The sequence below is a fragment of the Haloferula luteola genome, assembly GCF_014201715.1.
GTDB lineage: Bacteria > Verrucomicrobiota > Verrucomicrobiia > Verrucomicrobiales > Akkermansiaceae > Haloferula > Haloferula luteola.
This window is the reverse complement of sequence record NZ_JACHFD010000035.1, coordinates 1-14943: the sequence shown is the minus strand read 5'-3', so window position 1 is coordinate 14943 and position 14943 is coordinate 1. Positions and strand designations below refer to the sequence as shown.

At 59.4% G+C, this 14943-nt stretch carries 10 protein-coding genes; 5 read left to right on the top strand and 5 right to left on the bottom strand.

Annotated features, from left to right (window positions below):
• Nucleotides 1-19 precede the first annotated feature (19 nt).
• Together HNR46_RS19385 and HNR46_RS19380 are read left to right on the top strand one after the other, a co-directional pair.
• Nucleotides 20-3913: an efflux RND transporter permease subunit gene (locus HNR46_RS19385; RefSeq protein ID WP_184022140.1), complete on the top strand. Its 3894-nt coding sequence runs from the start codon at nucleotides 20-22 to the stop codon at nucleotides 3911-3913.
• Nucleotides 3914-3988: 75 nt separating this feature from the next.
• Complete coding sequence (locus HNR46_RS19380) at nucleotides 3989-4258, top strand: hypothetical protein (protein ID WP_184022138.1); 270 nt, start codon at nucleotides 3989-3991, stop codon at nucleotides 4256-4258.
• Here the strand turns inward: HNR46_RS19380 and HNR46_RS19375 are convergent.
• Nucleotides 4230-5042 carry a rhomboid family intramembrane serine protease gene (locus tag HNR46_RS19375; protein WP_184022135.1) on the bottom strand — a complete coding sequence of 271 codons (813 nt, stop codon included), beginning with the start codon at nucleotides 5040-5042 and terminating at the stop codon, nucleotides 4230-4232. The two genes, HNR46_RS19380 and HNR46_RS19375, sit on opposite strands and share 29 nt — an antisense overlap.
• 70 nt (nucleotides 5043-5112) lie before the next feature.
• Between HNR46_RS19375 and eboE the strand changes: the two genes are divergently transcribed.
• Together eboE and HNR46_RS19365 are read left to right on the top strand one after the other, a co-directional pair.
• A complete protein-coding gene (gene eboE / locus HNR46_RS19370) occupies nucleotides 5113-6240 on the top strand; it encodes a metabolite traffic protein EboE (protein ID WP_184022133.1) in 1128 nt (375 codons plus the stop codon).
• A 3-nt stretch (nucleotides 6241-6243) separates the two neighbouring features.
• Nucleotides 6244-7230, top strand: coding sequence for a UbiA family prenyltransferase (locus tag HNR46_RS19365; RefSeq protein WP_184022131.1), 987 nt, complete (start codon nucleotides 6244-6246; stop codon nucleotides 7228-7230).
• Here the strand turns inward: HNR46_RS19365 and HNR46_RS19360 are convergent.
• Nucleotides 7227-7838: a class I SAM-dependent methyltransferase gene (locus tag HNR46_RS19360; RefSeq protein WP_184022129.1), complete on the bottom strand. Its 612-nt coding sequence runs from the start codon at nucleotides 7836-7838 to the stop codon at nucleotides 7227-7229. The two genes, HNR46_RS19365 and HNR46_RS19360, sit on opposite strands and share 4 nt — an antisense overlap.
• Before the next feature lie 58 nt (nucleotides 7839-7896).
• Between HNR46_RS19360 and HNR46_RS19355 the strand changes: the two genes are divergently transcribed.
• Complete coding sequence (locus HNR46_RS19355; protein WP_184022127.1) at nucleotides 7897-9219, top strand: CCA tRNA nucleotidyltransferase; 1323 nt, start codon at nucleotides 7897-7899, stop codon at nucleotides 9217-9219.
• A 3-nt stretch (nucleotides 9220-9222) separates the two neighbouring features.
• On the opposite strand, the gene HNR46_RS19350 is transcribed toward HNR46_RS19355, so the two are convergent.
• The 3 genes from HNR46_RS19350 to HNR46_RS19340 all read right to left on the bottom strand — a co-directional run bounded on the left by HNR46_RS19350 (nucleotide 9223) and on the right by HNR46_RS19340 (nucleotide 14835).
• Nucleotides 9223-10737: an FAD-dependent oxidoreductase gene (locus tag HNR46_RS19350; RefSeq protein ID WP_184022125.1), complete on the bottom strand. Its 1515-nt coding sequence runs from the start codon at nucleotides 10735-10737 to the stop codon at nucleotides 9223-9225.
• Nucleotides 10738-10814: 77 nt separating this feature from the next.
• Nucleotides 10815-12860, bottom strand: coding sequence for an ATP-dependent helicase (locus tag HNR46_RS19345; protein ID WP_184022122.1), 2046 nt, complete (start codon nucleotides 12858-12860; stop codon nucleotides 10815-10817).
• 52 nt (nucleotides 12861-12912) lie between these two features.
• Nucleotides 12913-14835, bottom strand: coding sequence for a sulfatase family protein (locus HNR46_RS19340; RefSeq protein WP_184022119.1), 1923 nt, complete (start codon nucleotides 14833-14835; stop codon nucleotides 12913-12915).
• Nucleotides 14836-14943: the final 108 nt, after the last annotated feature.

Genomic DNA, 14943 nt, shown 5'->3' with positions numbered 1-14943 from the left:
CTCTTTTGCCCACATCGCGATGAAATCGCTCATTCATTTCTGCCTGCACCAGAAGCTGGTGCTGCTCCTGCTCCTTGCGTTCTTTATCGGTTGGGGAATTCGGGTTGCGCCCTTTGATTGGGACACCGGCAATTACCCACGGGACCCGGTGGCGGTCGACGCGATTCCCGACCTTGGCGACAACCAACAGATTGTCTTCACCGAATGGCCCGGGCGCTCGCCTCAGGACATTGAGGATCAAGTCACCTACCCCCTGACCGTCGCTCTGCTCGGTGTTCCCGGAGTTCGCGAAGTCCGCTCCTACTCGATGTTTGGAAGCTCCTCGATCTACCTCATCTTCGAGGAAAACGTCGAATTCTACTGGAGTCGCAGTCGTGTCCTGGAAAAGCTCAATTCCCTCCCTTCGAATCTTCTTCCGGAGGATGTCACCCCGACCCTCGGGCCCGATGCCACCGGACTCGGCCAAGTCTTTTGGTACACCCTTGAGGGAAGGGATCCAGACGGACAACCTGCAGGCGGTTGGGATCTCGATGAACTACGCGCCATCCAGGACTGGCAGGTTCGCTACTCGCTCCTCTCCGCCAAAGGAGTCGCCGAAGTCTCTTCCATCGGAGGTTTCGAACGCCAATACCAAGTGGATGTCGATCCCGATGCCCTGCGCGCCCACGACGTCACCCTCGCCCAGGTCGTCGACGCCGTTCGCAAATCCAACCAGGAAATCGGTGCCCGCAACCTCGCCGTCAACGGCGTCGAGTATTTCCTTCGTGGCACAGGCTACATCCACAGTGTCGATGACCTGAGCAAGGCCGTCGTCACGGTCCGTGGAAATACTCCGATTACCGTCGATGACGTCGCCCACGTCACCCTCGGGCCCGCCCAGCGCCGCGGTGCGCTTGATGTCAATGGTGCCGATGCCGTTGGCGGGGTCGTGGTTGCCCGCTTTGGTGCCAATCCTCTGGAAGCCATCAAGGCCACCCGCGCGCGAATCGATGCCCTGCGCAGTTCCTTGCCCATCCGGGCTTTCATCGACTGGTCGAAAACCACGCCCGCGGAAGTGGCTCAATTCGCAAGGCAACACCAACTGCCGTCTTTCGCCGACGAACCGCAAGCCTGGCTCGATTTCACCCGCGAGACCACCCGCTCAGCTTGGCCCACCTGGCTCACCACTTCCCAGATCACGGTGGTTCCTTTCTACGACCGTTCCCATCTCATCGGTGAAACTCTCCACACCCTCGACGAAGCTCTCTATCAACAGGTCCTCGTCACGATCATCGTCGTCATCGTCATGGTGCTGCACCTTCGGAGCAGCTTGCTGATTTCTGCGATGCTTCCGCTCGCGGTTCTCATCACTTTCATCGCCATGAAAGTCGCCGGCGTGGATGCCAATGTCGTCGCCCTTTCCGGCATCGCCATTGCCATCGGCACCGTCGTCGACGTTGGCATCGTCCTCACCGAAAACATCCTCAAACACCTCGACGAAGCGGACCCCTCGGAATCTCGCGCTCAGGTCATCCATCGGGCCGTCACCGAAGTGGCGGGCGCCGTGACCACTTCCGTTCTCACCACCGTGATCAGCTTCCTTCCTGTGTTTGCCATGACTGGAGAAGCTGGGCGCCTATTTCGTCCATTGGCCTTCACCAAATCGTTTGCCCTCATGGCTTCGATCGTGGTGGCTCTAACGCTGATTCCCCCGCTGGCTCATCTTCTCTTTGGCACGCTTCCTCAGGCATTCCGCGCCCGGCGGCTTCTCTCCATCGTGCTCCTCGTCGCCGCTGCCGCCCTCTCCTGGGTCCTCACCCCTTGGCTCACCCTCATCCTGCTGGGAGTCGCTGCTGGAGTCGCCCTCGAACCTTACGTCCGTGGCAAGCTGCGGCGCCGCCTCCTGCTCTCCTTCAACCTCATTGGCGGGCTGGTCGTGGTTGGATTCCTCACCCTTGATTGGATGCCTTTGGGACTGGATCGGTCCACGTTCCAAAATGGCATCTTTGTGGTCTTGATCGTCGGCGGCCTCCTCCTTGGATTCAAACTCTTTGAGCTGACCTATCCTCGAGTCCTCCGCGCCTGCCTCGATCACAAGGGCCTCTTTCTCACACTTCCCGTCACTTGCTTCCTGCTCGCCCTCTGTTTCTGGCTCGGGTTCCCAAAGACCTTTGCCTTCCTGCCAAAAATCACCTCCAGCCACCTCACTGAGAGCCGCCTTTGGAAAAGTGCTGCTGAGAAATTCCCCGGACTGGGTCGCGAGTTCCGACCCGCCCTCGACGAAGGATCCTTCCTTTTCATGCCCACCATCAGCCCTCACGCCTCCATGGATGAGGCACTGGGCACCTTGCGACAGCTCGATCAGGCCATTGCAGGCATTCCCGAGGTTGACCGGATTGTCGGAAAAATCGGACGCGCCGATTCCCCTCTCGACCCCGCCCCGATCTCGATGATCGAGGCCGTCGTTCACTACGTCCCGGAATACCGGTCCGACGATCAAGGCCGTGTGCTTCGATACCGCACCGACCGCCAAGGCAATTTCCTGTATGACACCGAGGGCCAACTCACCGAAGACCCGCGCGGCCGACCCTTCCGCCAATGGCGCCCCGACATCCACTCCCCCGATGACATCTGGAGAGAAATCGAACACGTCACCCAACTCCCTGGTGTCACCGGCGCCCCCAAGCTCCAACCGATCGAGACCCGCCTCGTCATGCTACGCACCGGCATGCGCGCCCCCATGGGTATCAAAATCAAAGGCGAGCACCTCGAAGAGATCGAACAAGTCGGACTCCAAATAGAGAAACTCCTCCGCAAGGGAGAAGTCGCCGGCCTTGCCACCGAAACCGTCACCGCCGACCGGATCGTTGGCAAACCCTACTTGGAAATCCTCCCCAACCGGGATGCCGCCTCGCGCTACGGCCTGAACATTTCCGACCTTCACGAGACCATTCAAACGGCCATCGGCGGACGGGTGGTCACCCGCACCGTCGAAGGCCGTGAACGTTTTGCGGTCCAGGTCCGCTATGCCCGCGAGGAGCGCGATTCTCCGGAAGCCCTCGGCCGGGTTCTCGTCACCACCCGAGAGGGTGCCCAGGTCCCCCTCTCTCAGCTTGCGACCATCCGCTCCGTCCCCGGACCCCAGATGATCAAATCCGAAGACACCTACAAAACCGGCTATGTGACCTTTGGAGCGCTTCCCGGATATGCCGAGGTTGATGTGGTCGATGCCGCCCGTGCCTACCTCGAGTCCATGCGCCACCAAGGGGACCTCAAACTTCCCTCCGGCGTGCGCTACGACTTTGCTGGCAACTATGAAGCGGCCCTCGAATTCAACCGCACCCTCTGGACCATGATCCCTCTTGCTCTCGGGGCCATCTTCCTTCTCCTCTACCTCGACAACCGCTCCGTCACCACCACGCTGATTGTTTTCAGCGGCGTGGCTGTCGCATGGTCGGGTGGATTCATCTTACTGGGGCTCTACGGTCAGCCCGGGTTTCTCGACTTCGAGCTGTTTGGGCACCATTTCCGCCAGCTCTTTCAAATCGCTCCCATTCACCTCTCCACCGCCGTCTGGGTGGGCTTTCTGGCCCTATTTGGGATTGCCACCGATGACGGCGTCGTCATGTCCACCTACCTCCGCCAACGTTTTGACGAACTCCGCCCCAACACCGTGGCGGCGATCCGCACTGCGGTGGTTGAATCCGGATGTCGACGCGTCCGGCCCTGCCTCATGACCACTGCCACAACGCTCCTCGCACTGCTTCCGGTGCTCACTTCCACGGGTCGCGGTTCCGACCTCATGGCGCCCATGGCGGTCCCGATTTTCGGCGGCATGCTTATCGAACTCATGACAATGTTCGTCGTCCCCGTTCTGTACTCCTGGAAAGAGGAAGCCCGCTCTTCAAGAGCCCGTCATGCCCCCACCCCGTGAACCCTTGCTCCTGCTCTTGGCTCACTTTCCGCCTTTCCATGCGCCACGAGATGTCCCACCGTCCGCGGCGGTTCCATGAAAGCTCTCGGATTTCTCCTCCCTTTCGCTCTCGCCGCCTGCGCGACGAAGACCGCCGTGGTTGAAGACGCACCGAAACCCGCTCCGAAGCCACCCTCGGAAGAGGCCGCCGAGGCTCATCCAGATCCCCTTCCCGCACCCGACGAGGACCTCGGACTGCTTGTCCCCAGGAATCTTACGACGATGCCCGACGAACGCGATATGCGACCCACGGTGGATCCCGCTGAAGGTCGCTCGGTCATTGCCAATCCACCTTCGGGCGACTGAGCCACAGCGTCATCAAGATTCCCAAAACCACCCCCATCCCGGTCCCACAAAGGTGACCGAGCACATCGGTATTTTCCCCGCCGGCCCCATACAGGCTCAACAGGCAACCCCCTGCTGCCAGCGGTACCATCAAGGGTTTGAGCGCCCCATAGCGCCTTTCCCTCCAGGATCTTACCAACCCAGCACCCACGATCAATCCGAGCGCACCAAAGGTCGCCGTCGAGGCTCCCAACGATCGAAAGGGCTCATCGAAATGCCAATGAATCCAGCCCGTCGCCAGATTCCCAAGAAAGCCACTCGCCAGGATCAAAGCCCAACCCCTTCCCGCGCCAAAAACGGTTCCGACCATCACGCAAAAGCTCCCTCCAATCAGGAGATTTCCCAACAAATGGCCTGCATCCGCATGCAAAAATAGCGCGGTGAACGCCCGCCACCACTCTCCATCCTCCCAAACACGGCGGGCATCATTCAGCCACCGGCCCGGCAACTCCGGATCCCTCTCGTGAAGCGCCTGAACGCCCAACAGCAAAAGGCCCCAAACCAACGCCAACCCCCAACTCAGCGGCGGCCCGGCTTCGACGACAAACGGAACCTCCCGCTCTCCTGCATAGACGCCCAACTCGTGCCGGATCGGTTCCGCATGCTCGGGAGCCACTTCCAGCGCAAATCCCCCCAGCCGCGGCATCACCCGGCAATCGGTCCGCATGGCCAGCGCCACCAACGCATGCTCATCCGCTTGCGCCAGCGACGGCCAGGTTCCGACTTCGGTCCATTCGTCTTCCACCTCGCGACTTTGACCCGGATCGCAGGATTATCAAATTTCCCATTCGCCGAATCTGGCCTCCTATTTCGACATGCACTTCGACAGCGGACACCTCGCCTACTGCACGAACATCCATCCTGCGGAATCCTGGGATGAAACCCACGCCGCGCTGGTCCGTCATGCGCTCAAAGTGCGCGATCTCGTCGCACCGTCCGGGCCCTTCGCAATCGGTCTCCGGCTTTCTGCCCGAGCTGCCCGCGAATTGCTGGCAGGAGATCAGCTGGCCCGCTTCCGCGATTGGCTGGAAAGCGAAAACGCCTACGTCTTCACCATCAACGGATTTCCTTACGGAAACTTCCACGGAACCCGCGTCAAAGAGAAAGTATTCCAACCCGATTGGACCGATCCAGCTCGACTCGAATACACCAAGGAGCTGTTCACGATTCTTTCCGAACTCGCGCCCCTCGAAGGAGGAGGATCCGTTTCCACCCTACCCGGCTCCCACAAAACTTTTCACGCCGATGAAGCACTGATTCTCGATCCCCTGATCGAACTCGCCGGTTTCATCGATGCCCTTTCCGAGGTTTCCGGCCGCGATCTCCACCTCGGCCTCGAACCCGAGCCCCTAGGACACTTCGAAAACACCCAGGAAACTCTCCGCTTCTTCGATCGGCTTCTGGATGCGGCGCCGGACCACGAACTGGTGAAACGTCGCATCGGTATCAACTACGATTCTTGCCACTTCGCCCTTCAATATGAAGACCCCCGCTCCTCTCTGGGGGCTTTCGCAGCGGAAGGCTTGAGGATCTCCAAAATCCATCTCTCTGCCGCCGTGGCGCTGGATCCCCGCGTCCCGGGGGCAGTCGAGGCCATCCGTCCATTCGACGAACCCACCTATTTCCATCAAGTCATCGCCCGCCATCCCGATGGCCAGTTGGAGCGCTATGTCGACTTGCCCGACGGCCTTGCCGCATACGATTCGGGCACCACCGCCGAGCAATGGAGAGTGCACTTTCACATTCCGCTCGACGCACAACCGGCGCCACCACTGCGCTCGACGCGCCAACATGCCGCCGACACACTGGCCTGGTGCCGCGAGTTTCCCGGCCACTGCCACCATTTCGAAATCGAGACCTACACCTGGGGCGTCTTGCCCGCGGAATTCCGTCGCGAAGTCGAAGACCAAATCGCTGCTGAGTATCGCTGGGTTCTCGCCTGATTCATGCGTTCACTCCTTGCCAGCCTCCGCCTTGCCAACGCCCCCAGCGTCGTCAGCAATGTCACCCTCGGCTTCCTATTGGGGGTTTGGTATTGGGGATTTCGTCATCAACACCAGACTTGGGGTAGCCTAGCGCCCTTGAGCCTCCTCGCCACCCTCGGCGTGCTGTTGCTGTTCGCAGGAAATCTTCTCAACGACTGGTATGATCGGGAGTGGGATGCCACCCACCGCCCGGAACGGGCTCTCCCCAGCGGGAAATTCCGTCCCGCAAGCTACCTCATTGGGGGCGTATCTCTCCTCACACTTGCCCTCCTCCTCGCGGCCTTTCTCGGTCCAGCCGTCTTCCTCAACGTGCTGCTGATTTCCAGCTGCATCGTCCTCTACACCTGGGCTCACAAACGCCATCTGTGGGCCGTTCTCCCTATGGCGGCGTGTCGGGCCGGCCTCTATGGACTCGGCTTCCTAGCGCTCTCCCCCGTGGGTCCATGGGGTCAGGAACAAGGCACCGCACTCCCCCTCACCCAGCAAATCTCCGAACAGGCCATCGCCAGCAGTTTCCTGCTGACCCACGCCCTCGGGCTCTTCAGCTATCTGTGCGGACTCTCTCTCAGTGCCCGTTATGAAAGCCTCGGCACGCCTCCTCCAGGGATGACGGTCCTGGCGCGCGCCTTATTGGGGATCCCCGTCGCGGCACTCTCTGCTTGGTGGATGCCCAGCTATCCCCTTTGGACCTTGCTGGGACTGATCCCATTCCTTGGCTGGCTGGCACTGACCTTTTCCCTCTTCCGCAAGCCACTTCCCCGCTTCGTATCCGCCCTCTTAGCGGGAATCCCTCTCATCGATTGGATCGCCTGTGTCCCGGCAGCCACATCGACTTTGATGCCCGGAGAAAAACTTTCCGGGCACCCCCTCGTCATCGCCGGGGTGACCCTTCCCCTCCTCGCCTTCGGCCTCGGTCGCTGGCTCCAACGAATCGCTCCAGCCACTTAGGCTTCTTTCCAAGCGACGCTGCGAAGCGCACCGTGACGGGAAGATTTCTCATAAAACCGCCAGCCCTTCAGGCCCAAAGCCTCTTGCAGCTCGCCGGGCTGAAACCCCGATTTCACAAAGCTCTCCAATCTGGCAGCTTCATCCGCACCTCCTCCATCTCGACCACGGAGAACTTCGGCCGAACGCCATGGCTCCGCGACCACTAAGAAATCGAAGGCTTCGACCTTCCTCCCCAATTGGAGCAATTCACCACTTTCAAAGTGATGGAACACCCCGTTCACCACCAGCACGCTGCCAGCTGCCCGCACTTCCCATGGCGAGCCCTGCAACCAATCCACCTCATCCGGCAAACCCGCAGGACGGCTGTGCGAATCCACCCCGATCGTCGCCCCAAACTTCGACAAATGCCCCAGCAACCGTCCGTCGCCTGCACCCCATTCGACGATCCCTTGAATCTTGTCCTCCGGAATCCACGAGATTTGACGTCGAATCCAACGCTCATTCTCCATCAAGAATCGCATCTTATGCAACTCCTTGCTGTTTGGCGCCCAACGACGCGGGGACGTTTCCCCGTCTTCCGGTCCTGCCTCCCTCACCTCGCGAATCATGCACCCTAAGATTCCTCGCTGCTTGAATCTGCCAACATGAAATTGAATTGTTTGTGGCATGAACCCGCATGATTCCGCCCTCAAGCTGGCTCGGAAGCTCTCCCAAGCTGGCCATTTGGCTTTATTTGCCGGGGGCTGCGTGCGCGATCGACTCCTCGGCGTGGAGCCCAAAGATTATGACATTGCCACCTCCGCCACTCCTCAGGAAGTGCTGCGGCTCTTTCCCGGCTCCAATGAAGTGGGCGCCCACTTCGGCGTCGTCATCGTCCGCCACCACGGCCACGCGACAGAAATCGCAACCTTTCGGACCGATGGATCATACAAAGACGGTCGCCGGCCGGAATCCGTCGAATTTTCCACTCCTGAAGAGGATGCCGCCCGCCGCGATTTCACCATCAACGCCCTCTTCGAAAATCCTGAAACCGGCGAAATCATCGACCATGTCGGAGGACTCGCCGATCTTCAGACCCGGACCCTGCGCACCGTCGGAAATCCGGAAGACCGCTTTCAGGAGGATGCCCTTCGCTTGCTCAGGGCCGTTCGGTTCGCCACCCGCCTCGGATTCACCCTCGAACCCGCCACCTGGGCCGCCATCCAGCAATTCGCACCTTCGCTCCAGCGCATCTCGGTGGAGCGGATCCGCGACGAGTTCTCTCGCATCCTCACCGGCCCGCATCGCGCCCTCGGCATCGAACTCCTCACGCGATCCGGTTTGATCGACATCTTCCTCCCCGAACTCCGCGACCTCATCGGCTGCGACCAGCCACCCCAATGGCATCCCGAAGGAGACGTCTACACCCACACTCGGATCATGCTGGACATGCTCGATGACGAAGCTCCGCTGGCGCTCGTCCTCGCCGTCCTCCTCCACGACATTGCCAAACCCCCCACCCGCACCGTCGATCCCGATGGCCGCATCCGATTCAATGGACACGATGCCCTTGGTGCCACCATGGCCGAAAACATCCTACGCCGCTTGAAGTACCCGAACAGCCTCATCGACGACGTCGCTTTCATGGTCTCTCGCCACATGCAGTTCATGCACGTCCAAGACATGCGCACCGCCAAGCTGAAGCGCTTCATGGCGACTCCCACCTTCATTCAGGAGCTCGAACTTCACCGCGTCGATTGTGCCTCGTCGAATGGCTTCACCGACAACTACGATTTCCTTGTCTCCAAGCGTGGTGAATTCGACAATTCTCCGACTCTGCCCACTCCTCTCCTCAACGGCCGGGATCTCATCGCCCGCGGGCTTTCACCAAGCCCGACTTTCCGTGAAATCCTCGACGATGCGCTCACCGAACAACTCGAAGGCCGCTTCCCTTCTCGCGACTCCGCCCTGGCATGGCTCGACAACCGCCTCAATCCTCAGGTGCCATGAACTTCAGCTCGGACTGGCACCGATCACCCCCACGAGGTGATTCCACCCGTGACGTCGGAACCAAGCCAGAGCCTCCGCCACATCAAACCCGTTTCGCGCCTGATCCAACAATTCCGCTCGGTGCTGATTCCAGCGCTGACGCTCGGCGTCACTCGCACGGTAGGGATGCGCATGGGGAACTCGATTTCCCACCAACATCACCAAATACCCCTCGACCCCAAAGTCATTTAGGGAATTCGGCAAGGCATACCGCGCATAACCGCTCGGTCCATTTTCCCGGTAAAATCGTAACAACTCCTCCACTCCGGAAAGGTCTGTTTCTTCCCGGCAATGGCGCCAAAATGGCGTATCCAGGCGGTCATTGAAGCGGTAGTGAATCGCCAGAAAATCCCGAATGTCCGTCCACGAAGCTTCCATCCGCCGATTGTAGAGATCGCGCATCGAATCGCTCACTCGCCGGCCCATCTTGAGCAAAAGATTGGTGAGATCCCGCGACGCATTGCTCACCAGCATCAAGGCCGTCGCCTCAAGTGGTTCGACGAAACCCGCCGAATTGCCGATCGCCACGACGTTTCCCACCCAGCTCCTCCGGTGGAATCCTGACCGAAACTTCACGACCCGCGTGCGACCCGCCGCCTTGGGGTTCTTGCGCACGAATTCCGCCTCCGCTTCCTCATCGGAAATCCACCCTGAGCCATAGACATAGCCGCGATGAATCCAACGCTCGTGTTCGATGCGCCAGCACCATCCTGAATCCATCGTCTCCGCCGTCGTGTACGGCAAAATCGGCTCTCCGGAACGCTCCCATCCCCCCACCACCGCCCGGTCACAAAAAAGGTGCCGCTTCCCAAAATCGACGAACGGTTCCTCCAGCGCCGTCCCCAGCAACTCACTCCGAAATCCGCTGGCATCCACAAACAGATCCGCCCTGAACCGCCGCCCATCCTCCGTCACGAGCGCACGCACTCCCTCCCCTCCACGCTCCACGGCCGCCACCCTTCCCTCGACCAATTCAACCCCTAAACCTCGTGACAACTGCTCAAAGAGCCGGATCAATTTCACATTCTCGACATGAAACGCATGCCATGGCGCCACCTCCGGGCTCCCATCCGCACGGCGGGCAAACACCTTTCCCGCCGCCATCATCGCGCCCGCCGGGTTTCCCGCCTCAAACGATTCATCGAGATAGTAGCCATTCGACATCGGCAGGTCGCTCCAGTGGGCATCGAGATTCAGCGCAAAACTAAAATCGTAGTGGGGCCGTTGACCCCATTCCAAACGCAATCCGAGCTTCCACGTCGGCTGGGCCACTTCATAAAACATCTTGGGATGCACCCCCAGATAGCCGAGCACATGCTCCGTGAAATTCGGGGTCGTGCCCTCTCCCACCCCAATCGTTCCCAACTCCTGACTCCGCAGCACCGTCACCTTCAATTCCGGCATCTTGCGCTTCAGCGTCACCGCTGCCATCAAGCCCGCACTGCCACCGCCCAGAATCACCACTTCCTCGATCGTCATGAGTCTCCAATAGATTGACCCTGACTCTCCAAATCCTGTGGCCGGGCGTCAATGATCCAGCTTGTCCTCTTCCATCTTCAAAAAGGCTCGTCCACTTCCCAAGAATCACCCCAACGCGGGGACACATTCCATTCCTCCACCATCTCCTTCGGAAAATCATCAAGGAACCGAGACGGCCGCTGGATCACTTCACCGCTGTAGCTCTTCGGATTGATCAGCGGATAGCTCAAATACAGCTCATCCTTTGCACGAGTCAGCGCCACATAAAACAGCCGCCGTTCTTCCTCCATCATCGCTTCATCGTCCGCCTCAATGATCCTTCCATTCGGAAAGGCACCATCCGCGAGCCACACCAAAAACACCGCCTTCCACTCCAGCCCCTTGGCCTGGTGAATCGACGACAGCGTGATCTTCTCCGTGTCCTGCTCCTCGCGCTTGCCTCCCGGTTCTCCGTCCGCTCCCCCCAACAGCGAGAGCTGCGAGAGAAACTCAAGGATGTCCTCGAACTGACTGGCGTAGGCCATCAGTTGCTCAATATCACTCCGACGGTTCTCGTAATTGTCATAGCTTGCCTTCAGGTGATCATCGTACATCCCCTCCAGCACACTGTAGATCATGTCCCCAGGCCGGGCGAATGAGCCCCCCGGCGTCATCTCCGCCAGGATGTATCCAAGCTGTTCCCACATTTTTGCCGCCTTCTTGGGAACCCCCTTCAAGGCCAGAGCCGCCGGCCAATCGGGAGCCTCCTCCGCCGTTGCCGCACCCGACTTCCGCCACTCGCTCCACAGCTTTTCTGCCCCCTTGTTCCCGATCCCCGGCATCAATTGCAGGATGCGCTTGAAACTCATCTCATCCCGCCGGTTGGTCACCAATCGCAAAAACGCCGCCACATCCTTGATGTGTGCTTGCTCGAAAAAACGCAGACCACTCGTGATCGCAAAGGGAATCCCTCGAGACGTCAGCTCCATTTGAATCTCCAATGATTGGAAGTGCGCTCGATACAAAACCGCCATCTCCTCCAGCGGGACGCCTTCATCCCTCAACTCCAGAATCCGCTGCGCCACAAATTGTGCCTGTGCCGAGGGATCTTCCAAGGGAACCAGCGCCGGCTTCACTCCCAGCACCTCTCGGGAAGACCGCAGATCCTTCTCAAATCTCGACCGGTTCGCGCGAATCGCCGCATTCGATAGCTCCAAAATCTCCGGAACACTGCGGTAGTTCGTCTCAATCTTGAACACCCGACATCCGTCGTGCCGTTTCGGAAACGACAGGATGTTTCCCATGTCAGCACCCCGCCACGAGTAAATCGACTGCGCATCATCGCCCACCGCCATCACCGACGAGCCCCCTGCGGCAAGCAGATCAATCAACTCACTCTGCACCGAATTCGTGTCTTGATATTCATCCACCAACAAATGCCGGAACCGCTGCTGATAAAGCGCCAGAATGTCCGGATGATCCCGAAACAGCTCTAGGGTCTTCAACAGGAGATCATCGAAATCCATCGAGTTCGTCTCTTGCTTTCTCCGCGCGTAGGCATCCCGCACCTCATGGATTTCCCGCTGCCAGGAGTCGAAATACGGATAGCGGACCGCCAGAATATCCTTGAGCGCCTCCCCAGTATTCCTTTCGAGGCTGAACATCGAAACCAACACATCGGCCTTCGGAAAACGTCGAACCTTCGTATCGATCGCCATCGATCCGACCACACTCGCCAACAAAGACTTCTGATCGTCGGTATCGAGAATGGAAAACGATTTCGTGAACCCCAACTCCTCCGCATGTCGGCGCAGAATCCGGTTCCCAATCGAGTGGAACGTTCCACTCCACAAGGCAGAAACATCGTGAGGAACCAACGACCGAACCCGCTCCGTCATCTCCCGCGCCGCTTTGTTGGTGAACGTCAGCAAGAGAATGTGCCGTGCATCGATTCCTTGATCCAGCAAGTACGCCACCCGATAAGTCAACGTCCGGGTTTTTCCCGATCCGGCACCGGCAATCACCAAGGCACGCCCCGGAGATGAGGTCACCGCTCCGAACTGCTCGTCGTTGAGCTCAGCCCGGTAGTCAATTCCGGACGCCGGTCCGGTGGGTTTCCGATGCAGGGTGTAGTCGCGCGCCATCGCCGCAGCATGCCGCAGCCCGACGCGCGATCAAGCACCAGGGGAAACCGAATCAATCGACCGTCTCCAAACGCACGAACGAACGCTCGCGGAAGCCTTCTGGAATCGTCACATCCTGCCAGCGGATGGTCCCATACTCCGTGCTCACCTCGACCGGCTCACCGTTCTCCGTCACCGGCTCCCAGCTCACCAAATCCCGAGAAATCCACAAACCCACCGTTTGACCCGGCTGGGTCGTCCAGTAAACCCGAGCATGCTCCACCCCGTCGAGGGGCGTCACCTCCGTTTCCGATACCCCCACCACCGGAACCCGCGCCAGCCGATCCCGTCCTTGATCGAGAGTCTCCAAGGCAAAGTCATCATAACTCGCCGGTCCCACATTAGGAGCCGTGTCGAAAATCAAATACCGCGAAGCATTGCCGAAAACCATCTCTCCGGAATCCACCAACTGCCCATTCACCCAAATCTCGTAAGTGGCAGGATAGCTCAAATCCCCCTCCGCTTCATCGATCAAGACCCGCACCGTCACCGGCTCTCCCATCGGCAGCCCTGTGGCGATCGCCGCATTGATATCCGCCCCCGTCGCCTGAGAATTGGCATCCATGCGCTTGAAAACCGACACCGTATTGCCGGAAACCAAATCCAACTGAATCCCTAGATCGTGATCACCCACCCCAGCGGCAGGACTCGCCGAATCCGCGATTCCCAAGGTCATCCGGGGCTCCGAAACGACCCCATCATCATAGTCCATCACCACACGCCATTCGTAACGGCGACCCGCCAGATGCGGCCCGAAGTCATACGCCGTCGTCCCGTCCGCGGAGAACTGAAAGGCCGTTGGATTCGCCGCCTCGGCAATCGTCAACCGGTCATCGGTGATCGAGTGAGCCGACGCAGCCTTGCCAACATTCGTCTGCACGTAGCTCAGAGATGAGGCGAGCATTCCGCTCAAGCGACTCCCCAAATCCTCATTCACGCCGCTGCCCGTCCCGAAACCCGTCGCTTCGGACGCATGATCAGAAAGATCATAATCGTCCGCCACCACCAGCCCCGCCGGTTCTCCGGGCGCCGCCACATAGCTCTCACCGATTTCCCCTCGCACGATCTCCTGATACCACTGGATCAACATCGCCTCGAGCCGAGCCACCTTTTCCGCATAGGCAGCGTCGTCCACCAAGTTCCGCGTCTCCTCTCGATCACGGGAAAGATCATAAAGCGCCCGCTCACTGCCGTCTGGATCGCACAAAAATTTCCAATCGCCTTCCCGAACCGCTAGCAACGGGCTCCCAGGGTGCGTCGGCAACGAGGTGCCATACTCCCAAAACAGCGGACGTTCCCGAGCTCGATCCGAACCCTTGAAGACGTCGAGTTGATTCTCCCCAGCAAAAGGCGCAGCCGGCAATGGCAACCCCGCCAAGGCGCAGTAGGTAGGAAACAAATCCAAGGTCGAAACGGCCGTGGTCTCATTCACCACACCCGATGGCACCGTTCCCGGCATCCGCACCATGAACGGCTCACGAATCCCACCCTCCCACAAAGTCCCTTTGCCTCCACGCAGACCGCCATTGCGGGTCAAAATCGCATTGATCGTGTCGTTCGGAGCCCCGTTGTCACCAATCACCAAAATGAGCGTCTCCTCGGCAATGCCGAGATCGTCCACCGCAGCCACCAATCGACCGATCTGCTCATCCAGTGCGTGCAGCTCTCCCAAAAACAACTTGCCGTTGGTATTCGTGGTGATGTGATCGAAATCGTTCTCATGCCCCGGATCCACATCGTAAGGCGAATGAGTATCATTGTACGGAACATGCACATAGAAAGGCTTCCCCGCTGCATGCGCCGCTTGGATGAAGGCGATCGCCGCATCCGTGTGCAAATCCGCGCCCTGCTCCCACTCAGCCCAAGTGATCCTGCCCGGCACGTCTGCATTCGCATTGGAAAGCCCATCTCCATTGTAAAGAACCCGATCCCCCATCCCTTCGAAGGAAACTAGTGCATCGTCAGAGAATTAACAGGCATACGATCTGCTTTAGCGAAGCATGCCCAAAGCGTTACCGCCCTTGAAAGTCAGCAAAAAGCAACG